The sequence below is a fragment of the Pantoea phosphatilytica genome (genome assembly GCF_051025615.1).
Taxonomy (GTDB): domain Bacteria; phylum Pseudomonadota; class Gammaproteobacteria; order Enterobacterales; family Enterobacteriaceae; genus Pantoea.
The window spans coordinates 315,598-335,174 of the sequence record NZ_JBPFDF010000002.1 but is presented as its reverse complement, the minus strand read 5'-3'; the positions used below and the strand labels follow the sequence as shown (position 1 = coordinate 335,174).

Below are 19,577 nucleotides of genomic sequence, written 5' to 3'. Positions count from 1 at the left end.
CGCATGTTGATTTAAGGCAGTGAAATGCCAGTTCATCCCCCCGGATGGCGCTTTTTTTTCCCCTGATGACGGCGGTTTTTATTGATCCCGGCCGAGGCGCGCAGAAAAGGATATGGCAATATACGTAAAATTTTCTGAAGGGAGTGATGAAAGTGTTAGAGCGGTTACATGCCCATTTTGTGAAAAACGGTCCTAAAATCTTAGGCTTACCCGCAGCGCTTACCCCCTTTCCGCTCAGGAAGCGGCTTCTGCAACAACTCTTAAACTGGCAATTTCGTCATGCTTTGGCTGAAGGTGAGTTAGACTTTCTGAACGGTCGCCTGCTGGGTATCGGGATTGCCGATCTTAATCTGCAATGGATAACCACGCTGGAGGATGGCCGACTGGCGGTATTGCAACAGTCCGAAGCGGATGTCTGGTTTCGGGGCAATGCCAATGATCTGTTGCTTGTGGCAGCACGTAAAGCAGATCCCGATATGCTGTTCTTTCAACGCCGGCTGGTGATTGAAGGGGACACTGAACTGGGACTTGAGGTGAAAAACGTAATGGATGCTATTGAACCCGAGGCTATGCCCACCGCGTTACGCACGGCGATTCAGCAGATGGCGGCGTTTGTTGAAGCCGGGATGAAACAGGACGCGAAGGCCATTCAGGCGCGCGCAGGTGCCGCATGTTGATCCGTAGCGAAATTGGTATGGATGCGGCTGGTATCGATGCGCTGCTGAAGCGCTGCTTCGCCACGTCCGCCGAGGCGGAACTGACGCAGGCGCTGCGTGAAGATGGCCTGCTGACCTTAGGCGTGGTCGCCACGGATGATGAAGGGCAGGTGCTGGGCTACGCCGCCTTCAGCCCGGTCAGCGTTCAGGGTGACGATCGCGGCTGGGTCGGACTGGCTCCGCTGGCCGTCGACGAGACGCTGCGCGGTCAGGGTATCGCCAGCAAACTCATTTATGAGGGGCTGGACACGCTCAACGAGTTTGGCTACAGCGCCGTTGTCGTGCTGGGCGATCCGGCGCTGTTCGGCCGTTTTGGCTTTGAACCGGCGGCCCGTCACGGTCTGCACAGCCGCTGGCCTGGCACGGAGGCGGCGTTCCAGGTTTACCGTCTGGCGGATAACGCCTTCGATGGGGCAGAAGGGCAGATCGACTACGCCGAACCCTTTAATCGTCTGCCGTAAGCCCCAGCCAGTGCGCCAGATGAGCAGGCTGACCCGCAACCAGCTGTAATTTCTGCTGACGGGTCAGCTGCTTAACCTGATACTCCAGTCGGGAGGCGCTGGCACGATCGCCTGCCTCGCAGTGAAACATCAGCTCCAGCGGACCTTTGCCGCGCAGCGCACGGGCACCGCGCCCGCTCTGATGCTGAGCGACCCGGCGTGCCACATCGGTGGTGATGCCGGTATAGAGACTCCCTTTCGCCGTCCGGACGATGTAGAGTTGCCACTGCTGACTCATCGTAATTACGTTCCCAGAAAAGATGCCGGCCAGTGTAACGCGCTTGACGCGGCTGTGCCCAGCCAGGAGTTTATCTTGTCCGATCATGCCCATCTGGTTCGCTACCTCAGAAAGCAGCATGTGCTGTCACTCTGCTGCACCGCTGACAATCAGCTATGGTGCGCGAACTGCTACTACGTTTTTGATGAAACACGCATGGCCTTCTGGATCATGACGGAACCCGATACCCGCCACGGTGTGTTAATGGCGCAGAATCCGCAGGTGGCGGGCACCGTTAACGGCCAGCCCAGAAGTGTGCTGCTGATCAAAGGCGTACAGTATCGCGGCCGGGTCGTCCGGCTGGAAGAGGAGGCGGAGAGGGTCGCCAGAACCGCGTATCAGAAACGTTTTCCGGTCGCGCGAAAAGTGTCGGCACCGCTGTGGGAGATCACACTGGATGAGGTGAAGATGACCGATAACGCACTGGGATTTGGCAGGAAAATCGGCTGGCAGAGAGAGGGATAAAACGCCCTTTTCAGCGGAAAAGGGCGTCGCAGGCTTACAGCGCTTCGAGGATCCGCAGGGATTCGCGATTAAAGGCTGGCAGATCGGCCGGGGTGCGGCTGGTGACCAGCTTATCGCCATCGACGACCACTTCTTTGTCGTGGAAGTCAGCGCCTGCGTTGATCAGGTCAATGGCAACGGCCTTGACCGTCGTCATCTTGCGACCGCGCACGCCATTGGCGCTGATCAGCAGCTGTGGGCCGTGGCAGATAGCAAAGATAGGCTTACCGCTGGCAACAAACTCTTTGGTAAAGGCGACGAAACGATCGTCACCGCGCAGGGCATCGGGCGAATGGCCGCCTGGCAGTAACAAGGCATCGAACTCCGCCGGGCTGACATCATCAATGCTGCGATCGATGGTCACTTCCGCTTCGCCTTTTTTGCCCTTCACCACATTACCCGCTTGTTTCTCAATGGTAACCACGTCGAAACCGGCGCGTTTGTACACCTCAGCGGGTGAGGTAAACTCTGAGTCTTCAAATTCATCGGTAATCAAAACCGCAACTTTCTTGCTCATTTTTTTCCTCCTAAGACATGCAGAGCGCAGGGCGCGCTTTCCGTTAACGCTTGTAAGCCTGGTCGCTGAGCGTGAGAACGCAAGCCAGCCCGTTAAGATCAGCTATCTTTTAACCTGTGAGCAGCGAAATAAGGACGAATCTGAGATGAATCGCGTATTACTGACCGGTGCCACCGGTTTAGTCGGGTCGCATCTGCTGCGCTTACTGATTGAGGATCCGCGTGTCGATGAGATCATCGCACCTACCCGCCGGCCACTGCCCGCGATGCGCAAAGTGGTGAATCTGGTTGAGGCCGATCTGACCGATGTCCTGGGGCCGCTGCAGGGAGCACTGGATACGGTATTCTGCTGTCTCGGCACCACCCGTAAAGCGGCGGGCAGCAAACAGGCCTTCATTCACGTTGATTACACCCTGGTGGTGGATACCGGCTTAAGTGGATTACGCCTGGGGGCGAAGCAGATGCTGGTGGTCAGCGCACATGGCGCTAACCGGCACTCGCCGTTTTTATACAATCGCGTCAAAGGCGAGATGGAGAATGCGCTGCGTCATCAGGGCTGGCCGCGCCTGACGCTGGTACGGCCCTCTCTGCTGCTGGGCGATCGCGCGCAGAAGCGCGGCGGCGAGAGCCTGATGGCACCGATCTTTTCGCTGCTGCCAGGGAACTGGCAGGCGGTGCAGGCGCGCGACGTGGCGCGCTGTCTGCACCAGCAGGCTTTTGCGCCAGGTGAAGAGCGCGTCACAATCATTGAATCGGGCGCGATCCCGCGTCACTCAGCGTAGCTGCCAGATAATCTGATTACGGCTGCCGCGCCATTGCAGCGTGGCATCCTTCTCCTCCTCAATAAAACGGCCATCAATCAGCACGTCCAGAAAGTCCAGCACTGCGCGCTGCGCCGCGTCCAGCTCCTGCATCCGGTAACCGGTCCAGAGCCAGATATCTTTATCCGGACAGGTCTGCCGCACCCGTTTAACCAGACGACGAATGTGCGGGACGTTGTGCGGATGCAGCGGATCGCCACCGCTCAGCGACAATCCCTGGCGCGGAATGCGCATGTCCTGCAGATCGGCCAGCAGCTGCTCCTCCATCGCCAGCGTAAAGGGAATACCGGAGTCGATGCGCCAGGTGCTCTGGTTGTAGCAGCCACGGCATTGATGTTCGCAGCCGGCGACAAACAGCGTGCAGCGGGTGCCGGGGCCGTTCACGATATCCACATCATAGTAGCGGTGGATATGCATCATCCCAGCGGCCCCTCTGCCATATGTTTCACCCGACGCTGAACCTCCTGCTGTTTGCCGGCGTTGAAAGGCCGCGCATCCGGGCTGCCCAGATAGCCGCAGACCCGCCGGGTCACCGAGACGCGCGCCGGATCGTGGTTGCCGCAGTTGGGGCAGGTAAAGCCGCGACTGGTGCAGGCGAACTCGCCGTGGAAGCCGCAGTCGTAGCACTCATCGATGGGCGTATTGGTGCCGTAGTAGGGCACGCGGTCATAGCTGTAATCCCAGACATCCTCCAGCGCCCGGAGGTTGTGCTGCACGTTCGGATATTCGCCGTAACAGATGAACCCGCCGTTCGCCAGCGGTGGATAGGGCGCTTCAAAGTCGATTTTGTCGTAGGGATTGACCTTTTTCCCGACGTCGAGATGGAAGCTGTTGGTGTAGTAGCCTTTGTCGGTCACGCCCGGCACTACGCCGAACTGCGCAGCATCAAGACGGCAGAAGCGGTCGCACAGGTTCTCGCTCGGGGTACTGTAGAGGCTGAAGCCGTAGCCGGTCTCCGCTTTCCAGCGGTCGGCCGCCTCACGCATCCGGGCGATGATCTCCACCCCTTTGGCGCGCAATGCCACATCATCATAGGGGTGTCGCTGACCGCCGCTGAGCGCATTCAGGGTTTCATGCAGGCCGATAAAGCCCAGCGACAGTGACGCGCGGCCATTGCGGAAGATCGGACCGACCTCATCATCGGCGTTCAGCCGGACGCCGCAGGCGCCCTCCATGTAGAGGATCGGGGCGACGCGCGCTTTGGTTTTCTCCAGCCGCGCCACCCGGGTCATCAGCGCCCGCTTAGCCAGCAGCAGCCGCGCATCGAGCAGCGCCCAGAAACGCGCCTCGTCACCCTCCGCTTCCAGCGCGATACGCGGCAGATTCACGCTGATGACGCCAATATTGTTGCGGCCCTCATGAATCTGCTCGCCATTCTCTTCATATACGCCCAGGAAGCTGCGGCAGCCCATCGGCGTTTTAAAAGAGCCGGTCACTTTAACCACCTGATCGTAATTGAGGATGTCGGGATACATCCGCTTGCTGGCGCACTCCAGCGCCAGCTGCTTAATGTCGTAATTCACGTCGCCCGCCCGGCGGTTCACGCCTTCACGAATCGTGAACACCAGTTTGGGGAACACGGCGGTTTTATGATTTTTACCCAGTCCGGCCAGCCGGTTGCGCAGAATGGACTGCTGAATCAGCCGGGCTGGCCAGCTGGTGCCCAGGCCGAAACCAAAGGTGACAAACGGCGTCTGCCCGTTGGCGGTGTGCAGTGTATTGACCTCATACTCCAGGGACTGGAAAGCGTCGTAGCACTCTTTCTCTGTCCGCTGGCGCGCATACTGTTCAGCCTGCGGGATCTGCCACTCTTCGGCGATCGCCAGATGGCGGGCATAGCTCAGCTCAACAAAAGGGGCTAGCACTTCATCGATGCGGTTGATGGTGGTGCCGCCATAGATGTGGCTGGCGACCTGGGCGATGATCTGCGCCGTCACCGCAGTGGCGGTGGCGATCGATTTCGGCGGCTCGATCCCGGCGTTGCCCATTTTGAAGCCGTTGGTCAGCATACCTTTCAGATCGATCAGCATACAGTTGAACATCGGGAAGAAAGGAGCGTAATCCAGATCGTGATAGTGGATCTCGCCGCGTTCATGCGCCAGCACCAGATCGCGGGGCAGCATCTGCTGCTGCGCATAGTGCTTCGCGACGATCCCGGCCAGCAGATCGCGCTGAGTCGGGATCACTTTGCTGTCTTTGTTGGCATTCTCATTCAGCAGCGCCGGATTGGTCTGATCGACCAGGTCGCGAATGGCGTGATGTAACCGGCTCTGACGATCGCGGGCGACATCGCGATCGTGGCGATATTCAATCCAGATGCGGGCCAGCTGCGGATAAGGGCCGGCCATCAGTGTCTCTTCGACCGCGCACTGAATCTCATGGATAGCCACTTCCGGGCGATCGGCCAGCTGCCGGGCCACATGCTCTGCGACCTGAGCGCACCAGGCCTTGTCACTGACCTCTGCTGCCCGCGCCGCGGCCGCCACGGCCTGTTCGATACGCTGTGCATCAAAGGCCGTCCGGCATCCATCACGCTTGATTACCACCGTTGCCATTTTTCTCTCCGTAAACTACATATGGGGTTTGCAGAGATTCTATTATCTACATGTAGTGATTGCTGCGAATTAATACGCGCTGATTTGACCTGAAACAAGGAAGCCGCAACCGGGCAGAAAAGGGCGACTGAGGCCAGAACCGGTGCCTGGTTGTGGTGACGGGCGGGCGTCAGGGCGCTGCGGCAGGGGAGGCTGCCGCAGGGAAAAAGGGGATGACGTGCTTACACGAAGGCCGACAGAACCGGTCCCGGCCGCATCAGGCCGGACCGCTGACGGAGTGGCGACGAACCAGCGTCGGGCTGAACATGTGGGTCACTTCCGGCAGCGGCAGATCGTTGGCCAGCGCCAGTGCCAGCTGGGCCGCCTGCTGCGCCATCGTGACAATCGGATAGCGGACGGTGGTCAGGCGCGGTCGCACATAGCGGGAGACCAGCACATCATCGAAGCCAATCAGCGACATCTCCTCCGGCACGCGGACGCCGTTATCGCTCAGCACCGCCAGCGCACCCGCCGCCATTGAGTCGTTGTAGCAGGCGACGGCGGTAAAATTCCTGCCGCGTCCCAGCAGTTCGGTCATCGCCTGCTCACCGCCTACCTCATCCGGTTCGCCCCAGGTGACCAGCCGGTCGCTGCACGGCAGACCATGCTCTTTCAGCGCGTCGTAATAGCCCTGCAGGCGATCTTCGGCGTCGGAGATGGTGTGGGTCGAGCAGATAAAGGCGATATTCTGATGGCCGAGCTGGATCAGGTGGCGGGTTGCGAGCCAGGCACCGTAGCGGTCGTCGAGGGCGATGCAGCGCTTTTCAAAGCCTTTGATCAGCCGGTTCAGCAGCACCATACCCGGCACCTGCTTCATCAGCACTTCCAGTTCGGCGTCGGGGATTTTCTTGGCGTGAACCACCAGCGCCGCGCAGCGATGCCGCATCAGCTGTTCAATCGCCTGCCGCTCTTTTTGCTCATTATGGTAACCGTTACCAATCAGCAGGAAGTTACCGGTGTCGCCGGCGACCTCATCCACGGCTTTTACCATGGCACCAAAAAAGGGATCGGAAACGTCACCGACAATCAGGCCGAGCGTTTCGGTCGATTGCTGCGCCAGCGCGCGTGCGTTGGCGTTCGGGTGGTACTGAAGCTGCTCCATCGCCTCACCTACGGCCTGTCGGGAGCTGTCGCTGGCTTTGGGAGAATTATTGATTACACGGGAGACTGTGGCGACAGAAACGCCAGCCAGTCGCGCAACATCCTTTATGGTAGCCATGCGTTGACCTGCTTTGGGGAAAACGTTTACACATCGCATCAGTGTTACGGAAAAGGGCGGACACATCAACCCGACAGAATGCCAGCGTCGTCGCAAAAAGGGGCAAAAACGGCCGCGCCCGCGCATCTTCTGTTGAGGCGCTGCGCCATGTTATGCTCAATCTCTCACCTGGCAACCGTGAAAAATCATAATGAAAACCAAAGTGCCACATCTGGCGCACTGGGGCGCGTTTACCGCCGTCACTGAAAACGATCGCCTGACGGGCTGTGAACCCTTCTTTGCCGATGCCGATCCATCACCGATGATCCATACCCTTCCTGAGCTGGTCTATTCCGACCGTCGTATCCGCCAGCCGATGGTGCGGCGCTCGTGGCTGAAGTCACGCGAGAAGAGTGACCGCTCGCTGCGTGGCCGGGAAGATTTTGTCGCCGTCGACTGGGAAACTGCGCTGGATCTGGTGGCGGAGGAGAATCGCCGCGTGCGCGATCGCTACGGCGCGTCGGGCATCTTTAACGGCTCCTACGGCTGGTCATCAGCCGGTCGCGTCAACCACGCCCGCACACTCGTGCGCCGCTTCTACTTCCAGGGCGGCGGCGGCGTCGATCAGCAGGGTAACTACAGCTGGGGCGCCGCGCAGTTCTTCCTGCCCTATGTGATCGGCACCTATATGCCGCTGACCGGGCGCGTCACGGAATGGCCGCAGGTGGTGGAGCATGCCGAAATTTTTGTCGCCTTCGGCGGACTGGCGCTGAAAAACGCCCAGGTCGCGTCGGGTGGGGCCGGGCAGCACAGCCTGAAACCGGCGCTGATGCAGCTGGCCGCCAAAGGCACACCGGTGATCAACATCAGCCCGATGCGGGATGACTGCCCGGAATTTGTTAACGCTGAATGGATCCCGATTCGCCCGAATACCGATGTGGCGCTGATGCTGGCGCTGGGGCATGAGATCACCCGGTGCGGCGCAGTGGACGAGGCGTTTCTCGCCAGCCACTGCACCGGCTGGCCGCAGCTGCGCGCCTATCTGCTGGGCGAGAGCGATGGGGTGGCCAAAACCGCAGGCTGGGCCAGCCGCATCACCGGCATTCCGGCCGACCGCATTGTCCGGCTGGCGCAGCAGCTTACCGGCAGGCGCAGCTTTATCACCTGCTCCTATTCGGTTCAGCGCGCTCATCGCGGCGAACAGCCTTACTGGATGATGATCGCGCTGTCGTCGATGCTTGGTCAGCCGGGGCTGCCGGGCGCGGGATTTTCGTTCGGACACGGCTCGATGAACAGCGTCGGCAACCCGCGTCAGGAGGGACCTGCGCCGATGATGAGCACCGGCCCGAACCCCAGCGGGCTGTCGATTCCGGTCGCACGCATCAGCGATATGCTGCTTAATCCCGGTCAGCCTTACCGGTTCCAGGGGGAAACGCTGCACTATCCCGACATTCACCTGGTCCACTGGGCAGGCGGCAATCCGTTCCACCATCACCAGCAGCTGAACCGGCTGGTGGAGGGCTGGCAGCGGCCCGACACGGTGGTGGTGCAGGATATCGTCTGGACGCCTGCGGCGCAGATGGCTGACATTGTGCTGCCGGCCACGACCACGCTGGAGCGTAACGACATCGGCGGCTCCTCCCGTGACCGCTTTGTGCTGGCTATGCATCAGGCGATTAAACCGCAGCATCAGGCGCGCAACGACTTCGATATTTTTGCCGATCTGGCCGAGCGCCTGGGCTATCGCGACACCTTCACCGAAGGGCGCAACGAGATGCAGTGGATTGAACATCTCTATCAGCAGTGCGCCACGGCGCATCAGCGTAAAGGCATCGATTTCCCGGAATTTGACGCGTTCTGGCAGCGCGGCTTCGTGGAAATCCCGGAAGGCGGCAAGCCCTATCAGTTTATGGATGCATTCCGGGCCGATCCGCAGGCGCATCCGATCAAGACCGCCAGCGGCAAAATCGAGCTTTTCAGCCAGACCATCGCGGACTATCAGCTGGACGACTTCGCCGGCCATCCGGAATGGCGTGAGCCGCAGGAGTGGCTGGGATCGCCGGTCAGCCGCGACTATCCGCTGCACATGATCTCGATTCAGCCCGCCGACCGGCTGCACAGCCAACTGGATGCCACCGACACCGTGCAGGGCAATAAAACCGCCGGCCACGAGACGCTCTATATGCATCCAGAGGATGCGGCAGCGCGCGGGCTGGCAGAGGGCGATGAGATTGAGGTGAGTAACGCCCGTGGCGTGATGCTGGCAGGCGTGCGGATCACCGACGGCGTCACACAGGGCGTAGTGATTATCGCGACCGGGGCCTGGTTCGATCCGGGATTCGGCAAAGCCTGGCAACCCTGGGACCGGGCGGGTAACCCGAATGTGCTGACGCTCGACATTGGCACCTCGTCGCTGACGCAGGGACCCAACGCCATGAGCTGCCTGGTGGAAATCAAAAAACATCAGGATTGCACAATAGCGTAAGGATCTCATGGCTGGTTACATTTTGCGGGTAACTGTTGCGTTTGAGTGATGGCAGCCGATCAATCGCCCTTGCTACATTCAGGGTCCCAGAGGTATTGATGGGTGAACATCAATAGATTTTCTTGATTACACCAACCTGCGCAGATGCGCAGGTTTTTTTTGCCCGTCATCTGGCTGCCGATAACGAACTGATACACAGTTTTCCTGTTATACGGCCAGCGCTTTCTTTATAACTGCTGGCACCAGCCCCTTTCTCTTTTTTTTGCGCAGCGGAATGCCATGCCCCGGATTAAAAAACTACTGGGAAAAGACCAGATAAAAGCTCCGTTTAACCCTTTTCGTTTTCGGCTGATCTGCCTGGGTGTAATGACCTGCCTGGTGGTACTGCTGGCGCGCGTCGCGGACCTGCAGTTCCTGAATCAGCCGATGCTGGAGCACGAAGCGGATCAGCGTTCACTGCGAACCGTGACGCTGCCCACCAGCCGCGGTACGCTGCTGGATCGCAACGGTGAAGCGCTGGCACTCAGCGTGCCATCGCGCGATATCATCGCCGATCCGCAGCGCGTGCTGGAGAGCAACCCCGATTTTACCAGTGCCAAATGGGCCTATCTGGCTGCCGCGCTGAACACCCGTCCTGAAGAGCTGGCGGCGCAGATCACCGCCAACCCGAAACGTCGCTTCCTCTATCTGGGGCGCAAAGTCGAACTGGGCATCGCCAAAGATATTAAAGAGCTGAAGCTGAAAGGCATCAGCGAAGTCTATGACGACAGCCGCTTCTATCCGATGAGCGAAGCCTCTGCGCCGCTGATTGGCATCGTTGGCGCGGACAATGTGGGCCTGAACGGACTGGAAAAAGGGTTCGATAAGGTACTGCAGGGGGAGCCGGGCAAAGAGGTCTATCGTCAGGATGCGGCAGGCAACATCATCGCGATGATTAACTATCAGCCGCCAACGCAGCCGCCCACTGTTCAGCTCAGCATCGACAAATATGATCAGTACACGCTCTACAGCAAACTGCGCGACGGCGTGCTGCTCAACAAGGCGGACTCCGGTGCCGCGGTGCTGGTGAAAATCGACACCGGTGAGATTCTGGCGATGGCCTCCTATCCGTCGTTCAACCCCAACAACTATGAAGGGGCCACCCCGGCGCAGATGCGTAACTCCGCCATTAACGACAGCTATGAACCGGGTTCGACCGTTAAGCCGCTGGTGGTGATGGAGGCGCTGGAGCGTCATTTGGTGCGGCCGGACTCGGTGATCGACACCACGCCCTACAGCGTCAACGGCCACCTGATCCGTGACGTCGGCCACTGGCCGCGTCTGACCATGACCGGGATCCTGCAGAAGTCGAGTGACATCGGCGTTTCGCACATGGCGCTGGCGATGCCTGCTGAAGCGCTGGTGAATACTTACCACGCCTTTGGGCTGGGCAAGCCGACCGGCCTGGGACTGACCGGTGAAAGCGTCGGTTATTTTCCACTGCACCGCGCCCGCTGGGCGGATATCGAACGGGCCACCTTCTCGTTTGGCTATGGGCTGCGCGTAACGCCGCTGCAGATCGCCCGTGAATACGCCACCCTCGGTTCATATGGTATCTACCGTCCGCTGTCGATCACCCGCGTAACGCCACCGGTGCTGGGCAAGCAGGTTGCTAACCCGGAGACGGTGAAAGAGGTGGTGCACATGCTGGAGAGCGACGTGCTGCCGGGCGGAACCGGGCTGAAAGCCGCTGTACCGGGCTACCGTCTGGCGACCAAAACCGGTACGGCCGAAAAGATGGGCGCCAGCGGCAAATATGATGGCGGCTACGTCAACTACACGGCGGGCCTTGCGCCAGCCAGCCACCCGGAAGTGGCGCTGGTGGTCATGATTAACCATCCGACCGCGGGCGACCACTTCGGTGGCTCGGTTGCAGCCCCGGTGTTCGGGAATATCATGGGGCCAGTGCTGAAGCATATGAATATTGCACCGGATGCCATCTACACCAAACCGGCGGCCAGTCCTTCGGATAAATCTTAGTTAAATCAGAGTGTAAGCGGGGTGTGAAAGATATACACACCTCGTTGCACTTCCCCGAATTCGGTTGCGTTTTCCCGCTGTCTCTGCGCGGTCGATCAGTGCGAAGATAGCGGTCCCAGAGGTATTGATGGGTGTGAAAACAACACTGCTTCGGCAGTGAGATCCCTGTTATTACACCAACCCACGCAGAAGCGTGGGTTCTTTTTTATTTCTCTGCATGCCCCGCCTTCTACGCTGCTTCAGCTGCCGTTAAATCATCATCGTTCTTAACAAAACCCTGACTATTTGCCGATAGAAAGGCGCATCGCCTTTCACTGATAATGGCCGCCGTGAAGCCTGGCGCTTTTGCGCACCACAGCCGGTTTTCACTGCCGCATTCCGCACGTTCCGGGATTTCTTTTTCTGCTTATCTGAAGAGTTCGACGATGACTCACCTTTCTCGCCCCGCGCGTTCCACCGGGCTTAAATGGCTGCTTCTGTTGCTGGTGATCGCAATTGTCGCTGGCGTTATCTGGCGTCTGCTGTCGGCAGGGCACGGGCCGGATGAGAGAATGCCGTCGGGCAGACCGGGTGCGGCTGGCATGATGGGCGGCGGTGCCACGCTGGTTCACAGCGGTGTCGCCAGCACGGCGGATGTGCCGGTGTGGCTGAATGCGCTCGGCACGGTGATCCCCAACGCCAGCGTGACGGTGACCAGCCGCGTTGACGGTCAGCTGGAACAGGTGTTCTTTACCGAAGGGCAGAAGGTCAGCGCCGGGCAGCTGCTGGCACAGATCGATCCGCGCAGCTATCAGGCGACGCTGAACCAGTATCAGGCTGAACTCAGCGAAAACCAGGCGCTGCTGAAAAGTGCCGAGCTGACGCTGGCGCGCTACCGCAAACTGGCGGCACAGGATGCGCTGGCGCGGCAGGATCTGGATAGCCAGATTGCCACCGTCGGGCAATATCGTGGCGCTGTTGCCGCCGATCAGGCGCAGATCGCCAGTGCGAAGCTGAGCATAGAGTATGCCCGCATCACCGCTCCGGTCAGCGGGCGCGTCGGTCTGCGTCAGGTCGATCCCGGCAACATGGTGCAGAGCGCCAGCAGCACCGGCCTGGTGACCATCACCCAGATGCAGCCCGCCGCCGTGACGTTCAGCGTGCCGCAGAGTGACATTCCGGCGCTGGTCAACGCACTGCATCAGGGGCAGAGCCTGCCCGCCACGCTGTTCGATCAGGACAACCAGCATCAGCTCGCCCAGGGGGAAGTGAAGTTCATCAGTAACCAGATCGATACCGCTACCGGCACCGTGGCGCTAAAAGCGGTGTTCGCCAACCGGGATGAGTCACTGTTTGCTAACCAGTTTGTGAATATCAGGCTGCAGACCCGGATACTGAAAGGCGCAACGGTGATCCCGGCGCAGGCGCTGCAGCTCAGCAGCGACGGTAGCTTTGTCTTTGTGATCAATCAGGACAACCGCGTGACGCGCAAAGCGGTCACCACCGGCCCGGCGTTCGGAGACGATCAGCAGGCGATCCTCAGCGGCGTTTCACCGGGGGATCGGCTGGTGACCGAAGGGATCGATCGTCTGACCAGCGGCAGTAAGGTGTCACTGGCCGATGAGGCTCCCGCTGCCGGTACTGAGCCGAAATGAATCCGTCACGCCTGTTTATTCTGCGTCCGGTCGCGACCATTCTGCTGATGGTCGGCGTGCTGATCGCGGGCATCTTTGCCTGTAAATTCCTCTCGACCTCGGCGCTGCCGCAGGTGGACTATCCCACGATTCAGGTCACCACACTCTATCCGGGTGCCAGCCCGGATGTGATGGCGTCGTCGGTCACATCACCGCTGGAGCGCCAGTTAGGGCAGATGGCGGGGCTGAGCCAGATGAGCTCGACCAGCGCCAGCGGCGCGTCGATCATTACCCTGAAATTCAGCCTGGAGCTGTCGCTGGATGTCGCCGAGCAGGAGGTGCAGGCGGCGATCAATGCGGCAAATAACCTGCTGCCTGACGATCTGCCCAATCCGCCGACCTACAAAAAGGTCAATCCGGCGGACAGCGCGGTCGTGACGCTGGCAGCCAGCTCCGGCACGCTGCCGCTGACCGAGGTGCAGGACCTGGTGAATACCCGGGTGGCGCTGAAGCTGTCGCAGATTTCCGGTGTCGGGATGGTGACACTGGCGGGCGGCCATCAGCCTGCGATTCGGGTGCAGATGAACCCGCAGGCGCTGGCGGCGCATCATCTGACGCTGGAGGCGGTGAATACGCTGATCGGCAACAGCAACGTCAATGGCTCCAAAGGCGGCTTTGACGGCAAATATCATTCGGTCACTATCGACGCCAACGATCAGCTGCGTACCGCCGACGCGTACGGCAACCTGATCCTGACTTACGAAAATGGTGCGGCGCTGCGCCTGAAAGATATCGCCCATATCGAACAGGGGCCGGAGAACAGCTTCCAGTCGGCATGGGCTGATAACCAGCCTGCGATTGTGATCGGTGTACAGCGTCAACCCGGCGCGAACGTGATTCAGGTGGTAGACAACATCAGGGCGCAGCTTCCTGCACTGCAGGCAGCGCTGCCGGATGGGGTTAAGATGACCATTCTCTCCGACCGCACCCAGACCATTCGCGCCTCAATCAGCGACGTGCAGTTTGAGCTAATGCTGTCGATTGCGCTGGTAGTGATGGTGACCTTCCTGTTCCTGCGGAACGTTGCCGCCACGCTGATCCCCAGCGTTGCGGTGCCGCTGTCGCTGGTCGGCACCTTTGGCGTGATGTATCTGGCGGGCTTCAGCCTGAATAATCTGTCGCTGATGGCGCTGACTATCGCCATCGGTTTTGTCATTGATGACGCCATTGTGGTGGTGGAGAACATCTCCCGGCGTCTGGAGCTGGGCGAGTCACCGATGGAGGCGGCGCTGAAAGGCTCACAGCAGATTGGCTTCACCATTATCTCGCTGACCTTTTCACTGATTGCCGTGCTGATCCCGCTGCTGTTTATGGGCGATGTGGTGGGGCGACTGTTCAGAGAGTTCGCGATTACGCTGGCGGTGGCGATTCTGGTATCGATGGGGGTCTCGCTGACGCTGACCCCGATGCTGTGCGCGTATCTGCTGCGCCACATTCCGCCTGAGCAGCAGTCCGGATTTTCCCGTAAGGGCGGCGCGTTGTTTGACCGCCTGGTGCGCGGTTATGACCGTCTGCTGACCGTGGTGCTGAATCATCAGAAACTGACGCTGCTAGTGGCGCTGGCGACCTTCGGGCTGACGGCACTGCTCTATCTGATGGTGCCGAAAGGCTTCTTTCCGACTCAGGATACCGGGCTGATTCAGGGTGTCACCGTTGCCTCACAGGATGTCTCGTTTAACGCGATGGCGACGCGACAGCAGGCGCTCTCGGCACTGATCCTGAAGAATCCGGCGGTGGAGAGTGTTTCATCGACCATCGGGATCGACGGCACCAACACCAGCCTTAACAGCGGACGGTTACAGATCAACCTGAAGCCGTTTGGTGACCGCGACCTCAGCGCCAGTGACGTCATCAGCCAGCTGAACCAGGCGAGCGCTGATGTGCCGGGTATCCGGCTCTATCTGCAGCCCGCGCAGGATCTCACGGTCAACGATCAGGTCTCGCCGAGTCGGTATCAGTTCACCCTCGACGACGCTGACAGTGAAAATCTGGTCCGCGAGTCGCCTAAACTGATGGCGGCACTGCAGCAGCGGCCCGAGTTTAACGGCGTGGTGAGTAACCTGCAGGATCAGGGGCGCATCGCTTACGTGGCGCTGAACCGGGACAAAGCGGCGCGCTTCGGCATCACGGCGTCGGACGTGGACACCGCGCTCTATAACGCATTTGGTCAGCGCCTGGTTTCGACCATTTTTACCCAGTCGAATCAGTATCGGGTTGTGCTGGAAGTGGCACCGGCCTGGCAGCAGGGGCCGGCGTCATTTGATAATGTCTGGCTGCAGCCCTCCACCAGCAGTAGCAGCATGACGTCATCCAGCAGCACCGCTTCGTCATCAACATCTTCATCTTCATCAACGTCGACGTCGACGTCCGCTTCGGCTTCTGACACGACATCCGCCCGCAGCGGCATGGTGAAGCTCACCGCCATCGCCACGATTCATCAGCGCACGGGCTCGCTGATGCACATGCGCCTGAATCAGTTTCCAGCGGTGATGATCTCCTTCAACCTCAATCCGGGCTATTCGCTAGAGGATGCGCAGCGGGCAATCGCCGACGTGCGGCAGCAGCTTCAGCTCCCGGAGAGCACCACGCTGCGCTATCAGGGTGAAACCTCGGCATTTCAGAACGCGACCGGCAACACGCTGTGGCTGATTCTGGCCGCGCTGATCACCATGTATGTGGTGCTCGGCATCCTCTACGAAAGTTTTATTCACCCGGTCACGATTCTCTCAACGCTGCCCTCAGCCGCAGTAGGGGCGCTGCTGACGCTGTTGCTGGCGGGCAGCGAGTTCAGCCTGATTGCGCTGATTGGCGTCATCCTGCTGATAGGTATCGTGAAAAAGAACGCCATCATGATGATTGACTTCGCGCTGGAGGCGGAGCAAAAGCAGCACCTCAGCGCGCGTGAGGCCATTCACCAGGCCTGTCTGCTGCGTTTCCGTCCCATCCTGATGACGACGATGGCGGCGATGCTCGGCGCGCTACCGCTGATGCTCGCCTCCGGCTCGGGTGCCGAACTGCGGCAGCCGCTGGGGCTGGTGATCGTCGGCGGGCTGATTGTCAGTCAGGTGCTGACACTCTTCTCCACGCCGGTGATCTACCTCTGGTTTGACGGACTGGCGCAGCGCGGAAATGCCTGGGTGAAACGCCGTCAGCAGCAGGCACGGAGCGGGCAATGAATCTGATCCGGTTGTTTATCTTTCGCCCGGTAGCGACGCTGCTGCTGACGCTGGCGATCCTGCTGGCCGGCGCGCTGGGCTACCGGCTGCTGCCGGTGGCACCGCTGCCACAGGTTGATTTCCCGACTATCATGGTCAGCGCCAGCCTGGCGGGGGCCAGTCCGGAAACCATGGCGGCAACGGTCGCTACGCCACTGGAACGTGCGCTGGGGCAGATTGCCGGTATCAGCGAGATGACCTCCAGCAGCTCGCAGGGTTCCAGCAGCATCATCCTGCAGTTTGAGCTGGACCGCGACATCAATGGCGCGGCGCGCGACGTGCAGGCCGCGATCAACGCGGCACGCAGCCTGCTGCCGAGCGCGATGGCCTCGCTGCCGACCTATCGCAAGGCAAACCCCTCGGACGCGCCGATCGTCATGCTGGCGCTGACCTCCGCCACCCGCACGCCTGGCGAGCTTTACGATCTGGCAGAGAGCAAGATCGAACAGGCGATGGGGCAGGTGCAGGGCGTTGGCGAAGTGTCGCTGATGGGCAGCGCCTTACCGGCGGTGCGGATTGATCTGCAGCCGCGGAAGCTGATCCATTACGGCATCTCGCTGGAGACGGTGCGTACTGCCGTCGCCAGCAGCACCACTAATCTGCCCAAAGGGATCTTACAGGGCAGTGGTCAGTCGTGGCTGGTGGACAGCAATGGTCAGCTGGAGAAGGCGGCCAGCTATCGCGATCTGATCGTTACCTGGCAGCAGGGCAAGGCGGTGCGGCTTCGCGATGTCGCGACCGTCTACGATTCGGTAGAAGATCGCTATCAGGCGGGATTTCTGAATGCCACGCCTGCCGTGATGATCGGCATCAAACGTCAGGCGGGCGCTAACATGCTCGAAACCATCGACGCGATCAAAGCGCAGTTGCCGCTGCTGGAGAATAGCCTGCCTGCGGACAGCCAGCTGAAGGTGGTGATTGACCGCTCGCCTGGCGTGCGCGCCTCGCTCTATGACACCGAAGAGACGCTGCTGATTGCGGTGCTGCTGGTCATCGCGGTGGTGTTTATCTTCCTGCGCAACATGCAGGCGGTGATCGTTCCGGCACTGGCGTTGCCGGTGTCGCTGATCGGCACCTGTGCGGTGATGTATCTGCTGGGGTACAGCCTGGATAATCTGTCGCTGATGGCGCTGATTATCTCTACCGGCTTCGTGGTGGATGATGCGATCGTGGTGCTGGAGAACATCACCCGTCACATTGAACGCGGGCTAAGCCCGCTGCGGGCGGCGCTGCGTGGGGCGCAGGAGGTGAGTTTCACCGTGCTGTCGATGACCGTGTCGCTGATCGCAGTGTTCATCCCGATCCTGCTGATGGGCAGCCTTGTCGGGCGGCTGTTCCGTGAGTTTGCCGTCACGCTCACGGTGTCGCTGCTGATCTCGCTGTTTGTCTCGCTCAGCCTGACGCCGATGCTTTGCGCGCGCCTGCTTAAACCCAGGCCGCCTGTCAGCCAGCGGCCGCATCCACTCTGGCAGTTTATTGAAAACCAGCTGAGTCGCCTGCTGGCCGCCTACGGGCGCGGGCTGGCCTGGGTGATGCGCCATCAGAAACTGACGCTGCTCAGTCTGCTGCTGACAGTGCTGCTGAATGTTTTTCTGTTTACCGTGGTGCAGAAGGGCTTTTTCCCGAACCAGGACACCGGGCTGCTGATGGGCGCGTTGCGTGCCGATCAGAACATTTCGTTTCAGGCGATGAAGCCAAAAATGCTGATGTTTACCCGAATCATTCAGGCGGATCCGGCGGTCCAGAGCGTGATGTCGTCAATGGGCAGCGGGATGTTCGGCTCCCGCAACAGCGCCAACTTCTTTGTGCGGCTGAAGGACTTTGATCAGCGCGACGCCACGGCCAGCGACGTGGCAAACCGGCTGACGCGCAAAACCAGCCATATCGCCGGGGCACAGATGTTCCTGATGGCGGCACAGGATCTGCACATTGGCGGGCGCAGCGCTAATGCAACCTATCAGTACAGCCTGCAGGCTGACGATCTTGATCTGCTGCGGGTCTGGACGCCGAAGGTGCAGACGGCGCTGGCGGCCATCCCTCAGCTCAACAGCGTGGACTCTGATTCCCAGACCGGCGGGCAGGAGGTGGTGCTGATAATTGACCGTGACCGCGCCACCCGGCTGGGCGTCAACGTGAAAATGCTCGATACGCTGCTGAACAATGCCTTCAGCCAGCGACAGATCGCGACGCTTTACCACACGCTGAATCAGTATCATGTCGTGATGTCACTGCAGGACAGCGACACCGCAAATCCGGAGACGCTGCAGCAGCTCTATGTGATTAACGACAGCGGTGACCGGGTGCCGCTCGCCGCGTTTGCCCGCTTTAGCGGCGGCAATGCGCCGCTGTCGGTGGCGCATCAGGGCCAGTCTGCCACCAGCACGGTAGCGTTCAATCTCAACGAGGGCGTCTCGCTGGAACAGGCGCAGGAACGGATTAAACAGGCAATGGCGAAGCTGGGCCTGCCATCGACCATTCATGCCGGTTTCGCCGGTACCGCCGCCGCGTTTTCACAGCTGACTGCCACCATGCCGTGGCTGATTCTGGCGGCGCTGGCGGCGGTCTATATCGTGCTCGGCGTCCTCTATGAGAGCTATATCCACCCGCTGACCATTCTCTCAACCCTGCCGTCAGCGGGCGTCGGGGCGCTGTTACTCCTGCTGCTGACCAACACACAACTCACGCTGATTGCGCTGATTGGCATCATCCTGCTGATCGGCATCGTGAAAAAGAACGCCATCATGATGATCGATTTTGCCATCGACGCAGAACGGCGGCAGGGGCTGTCGCCGCAGCAGGCGATCACGCAGGCGTGTCTGATGCGCTTCCGGCCCATCATGATGACCACGCTGGCCGCCTTTTTCGGTGCCTTGCCGCTGGCGCTGGGCAGCGGCGGTGACGCCGATCTGCGCAGTCCGCTGGGAATCGCTATCGCGGGCGGACTGGCGCTCAGCCAGCTGCTGACGCTGTTTACCACGCCGGTTGTTTATCTGTGGCTCGATCGTCTGGGTCGCGCCACTCAACGTCAATGGCGTCGTCTGCGCCATGCGGAATCCTGA

At 60.2% G+C, this 19,577-nt stretch carries 14 protein-coding genes; 9 read left to right on the top strand and 5 right to left on the bottom strand.

Annotation, left to right across the window (positions count from 1 at the left end):
• Positions 1 to 146: 146 nt before the first annotated feature.
• Together ubiT and ACR6AS_RS11775 are read left to right on the top strand one after the other, a co-directional pair.
• Positions 147 to 677, top strand: a complete 531-nt coding sequence (ubiT, locus tag ACR6AS_RS11780; RefSeq protein ID WP_418799089.1) for a ubiquinone anaerobic biosynthesis accessory factor UbiT — start codon at positions 147 to 149, stop codon at positions 675 to 677.
• Positions 671 to 1,177, top strand: a complete 507-nt coding sequence (locus ACR6AS_RS11775) for a GNAT family N-acetyltransferase (protein ID WP_111139569.1) — start codon at positions 671 to 673, stop codon at positions 1,175 to 1,177. Before ubiT ends, ACR6AS_RS11775 begins: the two co-directional genes overlap by 7 nt.
• On the opposite strand, the gene ACR6AS_RS11770 is transcribed toward ACR6AS_RS11775, so the two are convergent.
• Positions 1,161 to 1,454, bottom strand: coding sequence for a GIY-YIG nuclease family protein (locus ACR6AS_RS11770; protein WP_199559997.1), 294 nt, complete (start codon positions 1,452 to 1,454; stop codon positions 1,161 to 1,163). The genes ACR6AS_RS11775 and ACR6AS_RS11770 overlap by 17 nt on opposite strands.
• A gap of 75 nt (positions 1,455 to 1,529) precedes the next feature.
• Here ACR6AS_RS11770 and ACR6AS_RS11765 point away from each other — a divergent pair, with 75 nt between their 5' ends.
• Positions 1,530 to 1,958, top strand: a complete 429-nt coding sequence (locus ACR6AS_RS11765) for a YhbP family protein (RefSeq protein WP_293774178.1) — start codon at positions 1,530 to 1,532, stop codon at positions 1,956 to 1,958.
• Positions 1,959 to 1,992: 34 nt separating this feature from the next.
• On the opposite strand, the gene ACR6AS_RS11760 is transcribed toward ACR6AS_RS11765, so the two are convergent.
• Positions 1,993 to 2,514, bottom strand: a complete 522-nt coding sequence (locus tag ACR6AS_RS11760) for a type 1 glutamine amidotransferase domain-containing protein (protein WP_111139567.1) — start codon at positions 2,512 to 2,514, stop codon at positions 1,993 to 1,995.
• 145 nt (positions 2,515 to 2,659) lie between these two features.
• On the opposite strand from ACR6AS_RS11760, the gene ACR6AS_RS11755 reads away from it, so the two are divergent.
• Complete coding sequence (locus ACR6AS_RS11755) at positions 2,660 to 3,295, top strand: NAD-dependent epimerase/dehydratase family protein (protein WP_111139566.1); 636 nt, start codon at positions 2,660 to 2,662, stop codon at positions 3,293 to 3,295.
• On the opposite strand, the gene nrdG is transcribed toward ACR6AS_RS11755, so the two are convergent.
• From nrdG to galR, 3 genes are all read right to left on the bottom strand, one after another.
• Positions 3,287 to 3,751 (bottom strand): anaerobic ribonucleoside-triphosphate reductase-activating protein, encoded by a 465-nt coding sequence (nrdG, locus tag ACR6AS_RS11750; protein ID WP_418803371.1) that lies wholly within the window; start codon positions 3,749 to 3,751, stop codon positions 3,287 to 3,289. The two genes, ACR6AS_RS11755 and nrdG, sit on opposite strands and share 9 nt — an antisense overlap.
• Positions 3,751 to 5,889: an anaerobic ribonucleoside-triphosphate reductase gene (nrdD, locus tag ACR6AS_RS11745; protein ID WP_434162264.1), complete on the bottom strand. Its 2,139-nt coding sequence runs from the start codon at positions 5,887 to 5,889 to the stop codon at positions 3,751 to 3,753. The genes nrdG and nrdD overlap by 1 nt, the downstream gene beginning before the upstream one ends.
• 256 nt (positions 5,890 to 6,145) lie before the next feature.
• A complete protein-coding gene (gene galR, locus ACR6AS_RS11740) occupies positions 6,146 to 7,147 on the bottom strand; it encodes an HTH-type transcriptional regulator GalR (RefSeq protein ID WP_111138561.1) in 1,002 nt (333 codons plus the stop codon).
• A gap of 190 nt (positions 7,148 to 7,337) precedes the next feature.
• On the opposite strand from galR, the gene ACR6AS_RS11735 reads away from it, so the two are divergent.
• From ACR6AS_RS11735 to ACR6AS_RS11715, 5 genes are all read left to right on the top strand, one after another.
• Complete coding sequence (locus ACR6AS_RS11735) at positions 7,338 to 9,611, top strand: molybdopterin guanine dinucleotide-containing S/N-oxide reductase (protein WP_418799092.1); 2,274 nt, start codon at positions 7,338 to 7,340, stop codon at positions 9,609 to 9,611.
• Positions 9,612 to 9,890: 279 nt separating this feature from the next.
• On the top strand, positions 9,891 to 11,630 hold the full coding sequence (locus ACR6AS_RS11730; protein ID WP_111138552.1) for a penicillin-binding transpeptidase domain-containing protein: 1,740 nt from the start codon (positions 9,891 to 9,893) through the stop codon (positions 11,628 to 11,630).
• Between the two features lie 425 nt (positions 11,631 to 12,055).
• Positions 12,056 to 13,264: an efflux RND transporter periplasmic adaptor subunit gene (locus tag ACR6AS_RS11725; RefSeq protein ID WP_293774170.1), complete on the top strand. Its 1,209-nt coding sequence runs from the start codon at positions 12,056 to 12,058 to the stop codon at positions 13,262 to 13,264.
• Positions 13,261 to 16,479 carry an efflux RND transporter permease subunit gene (locus ACR6AS_RS11720; RefSeq protein WP_434162260.1) on the top strand — a complete coding sequence of 1,073 codons (3,219 nt, stop codon included), beginning with the start codon at positions 13,261 to 13,263 and terminating at the stop codon, positions 16,477 to 16,479. Before ACR6AS_RS11725 ends, ACR6AS_RS11720 begins: the two co-directional genes overlap by 4 nt.
• Positions 16,476 to 19,577 (top strand): efflux RND transporter permease subunit, encoded by a 3,102-nt coding sequence (locus ACR6AS_RS11715; protein WP_434162257.1) that lies wholly within the window; start codon positions 16,476 to 16,478, stop codon positions 19,575 to 19,577. Before ACR6AS_RS11720 ends, ACR6AS_RS11715 begins: the two co-directional genes overlap by 4 nt.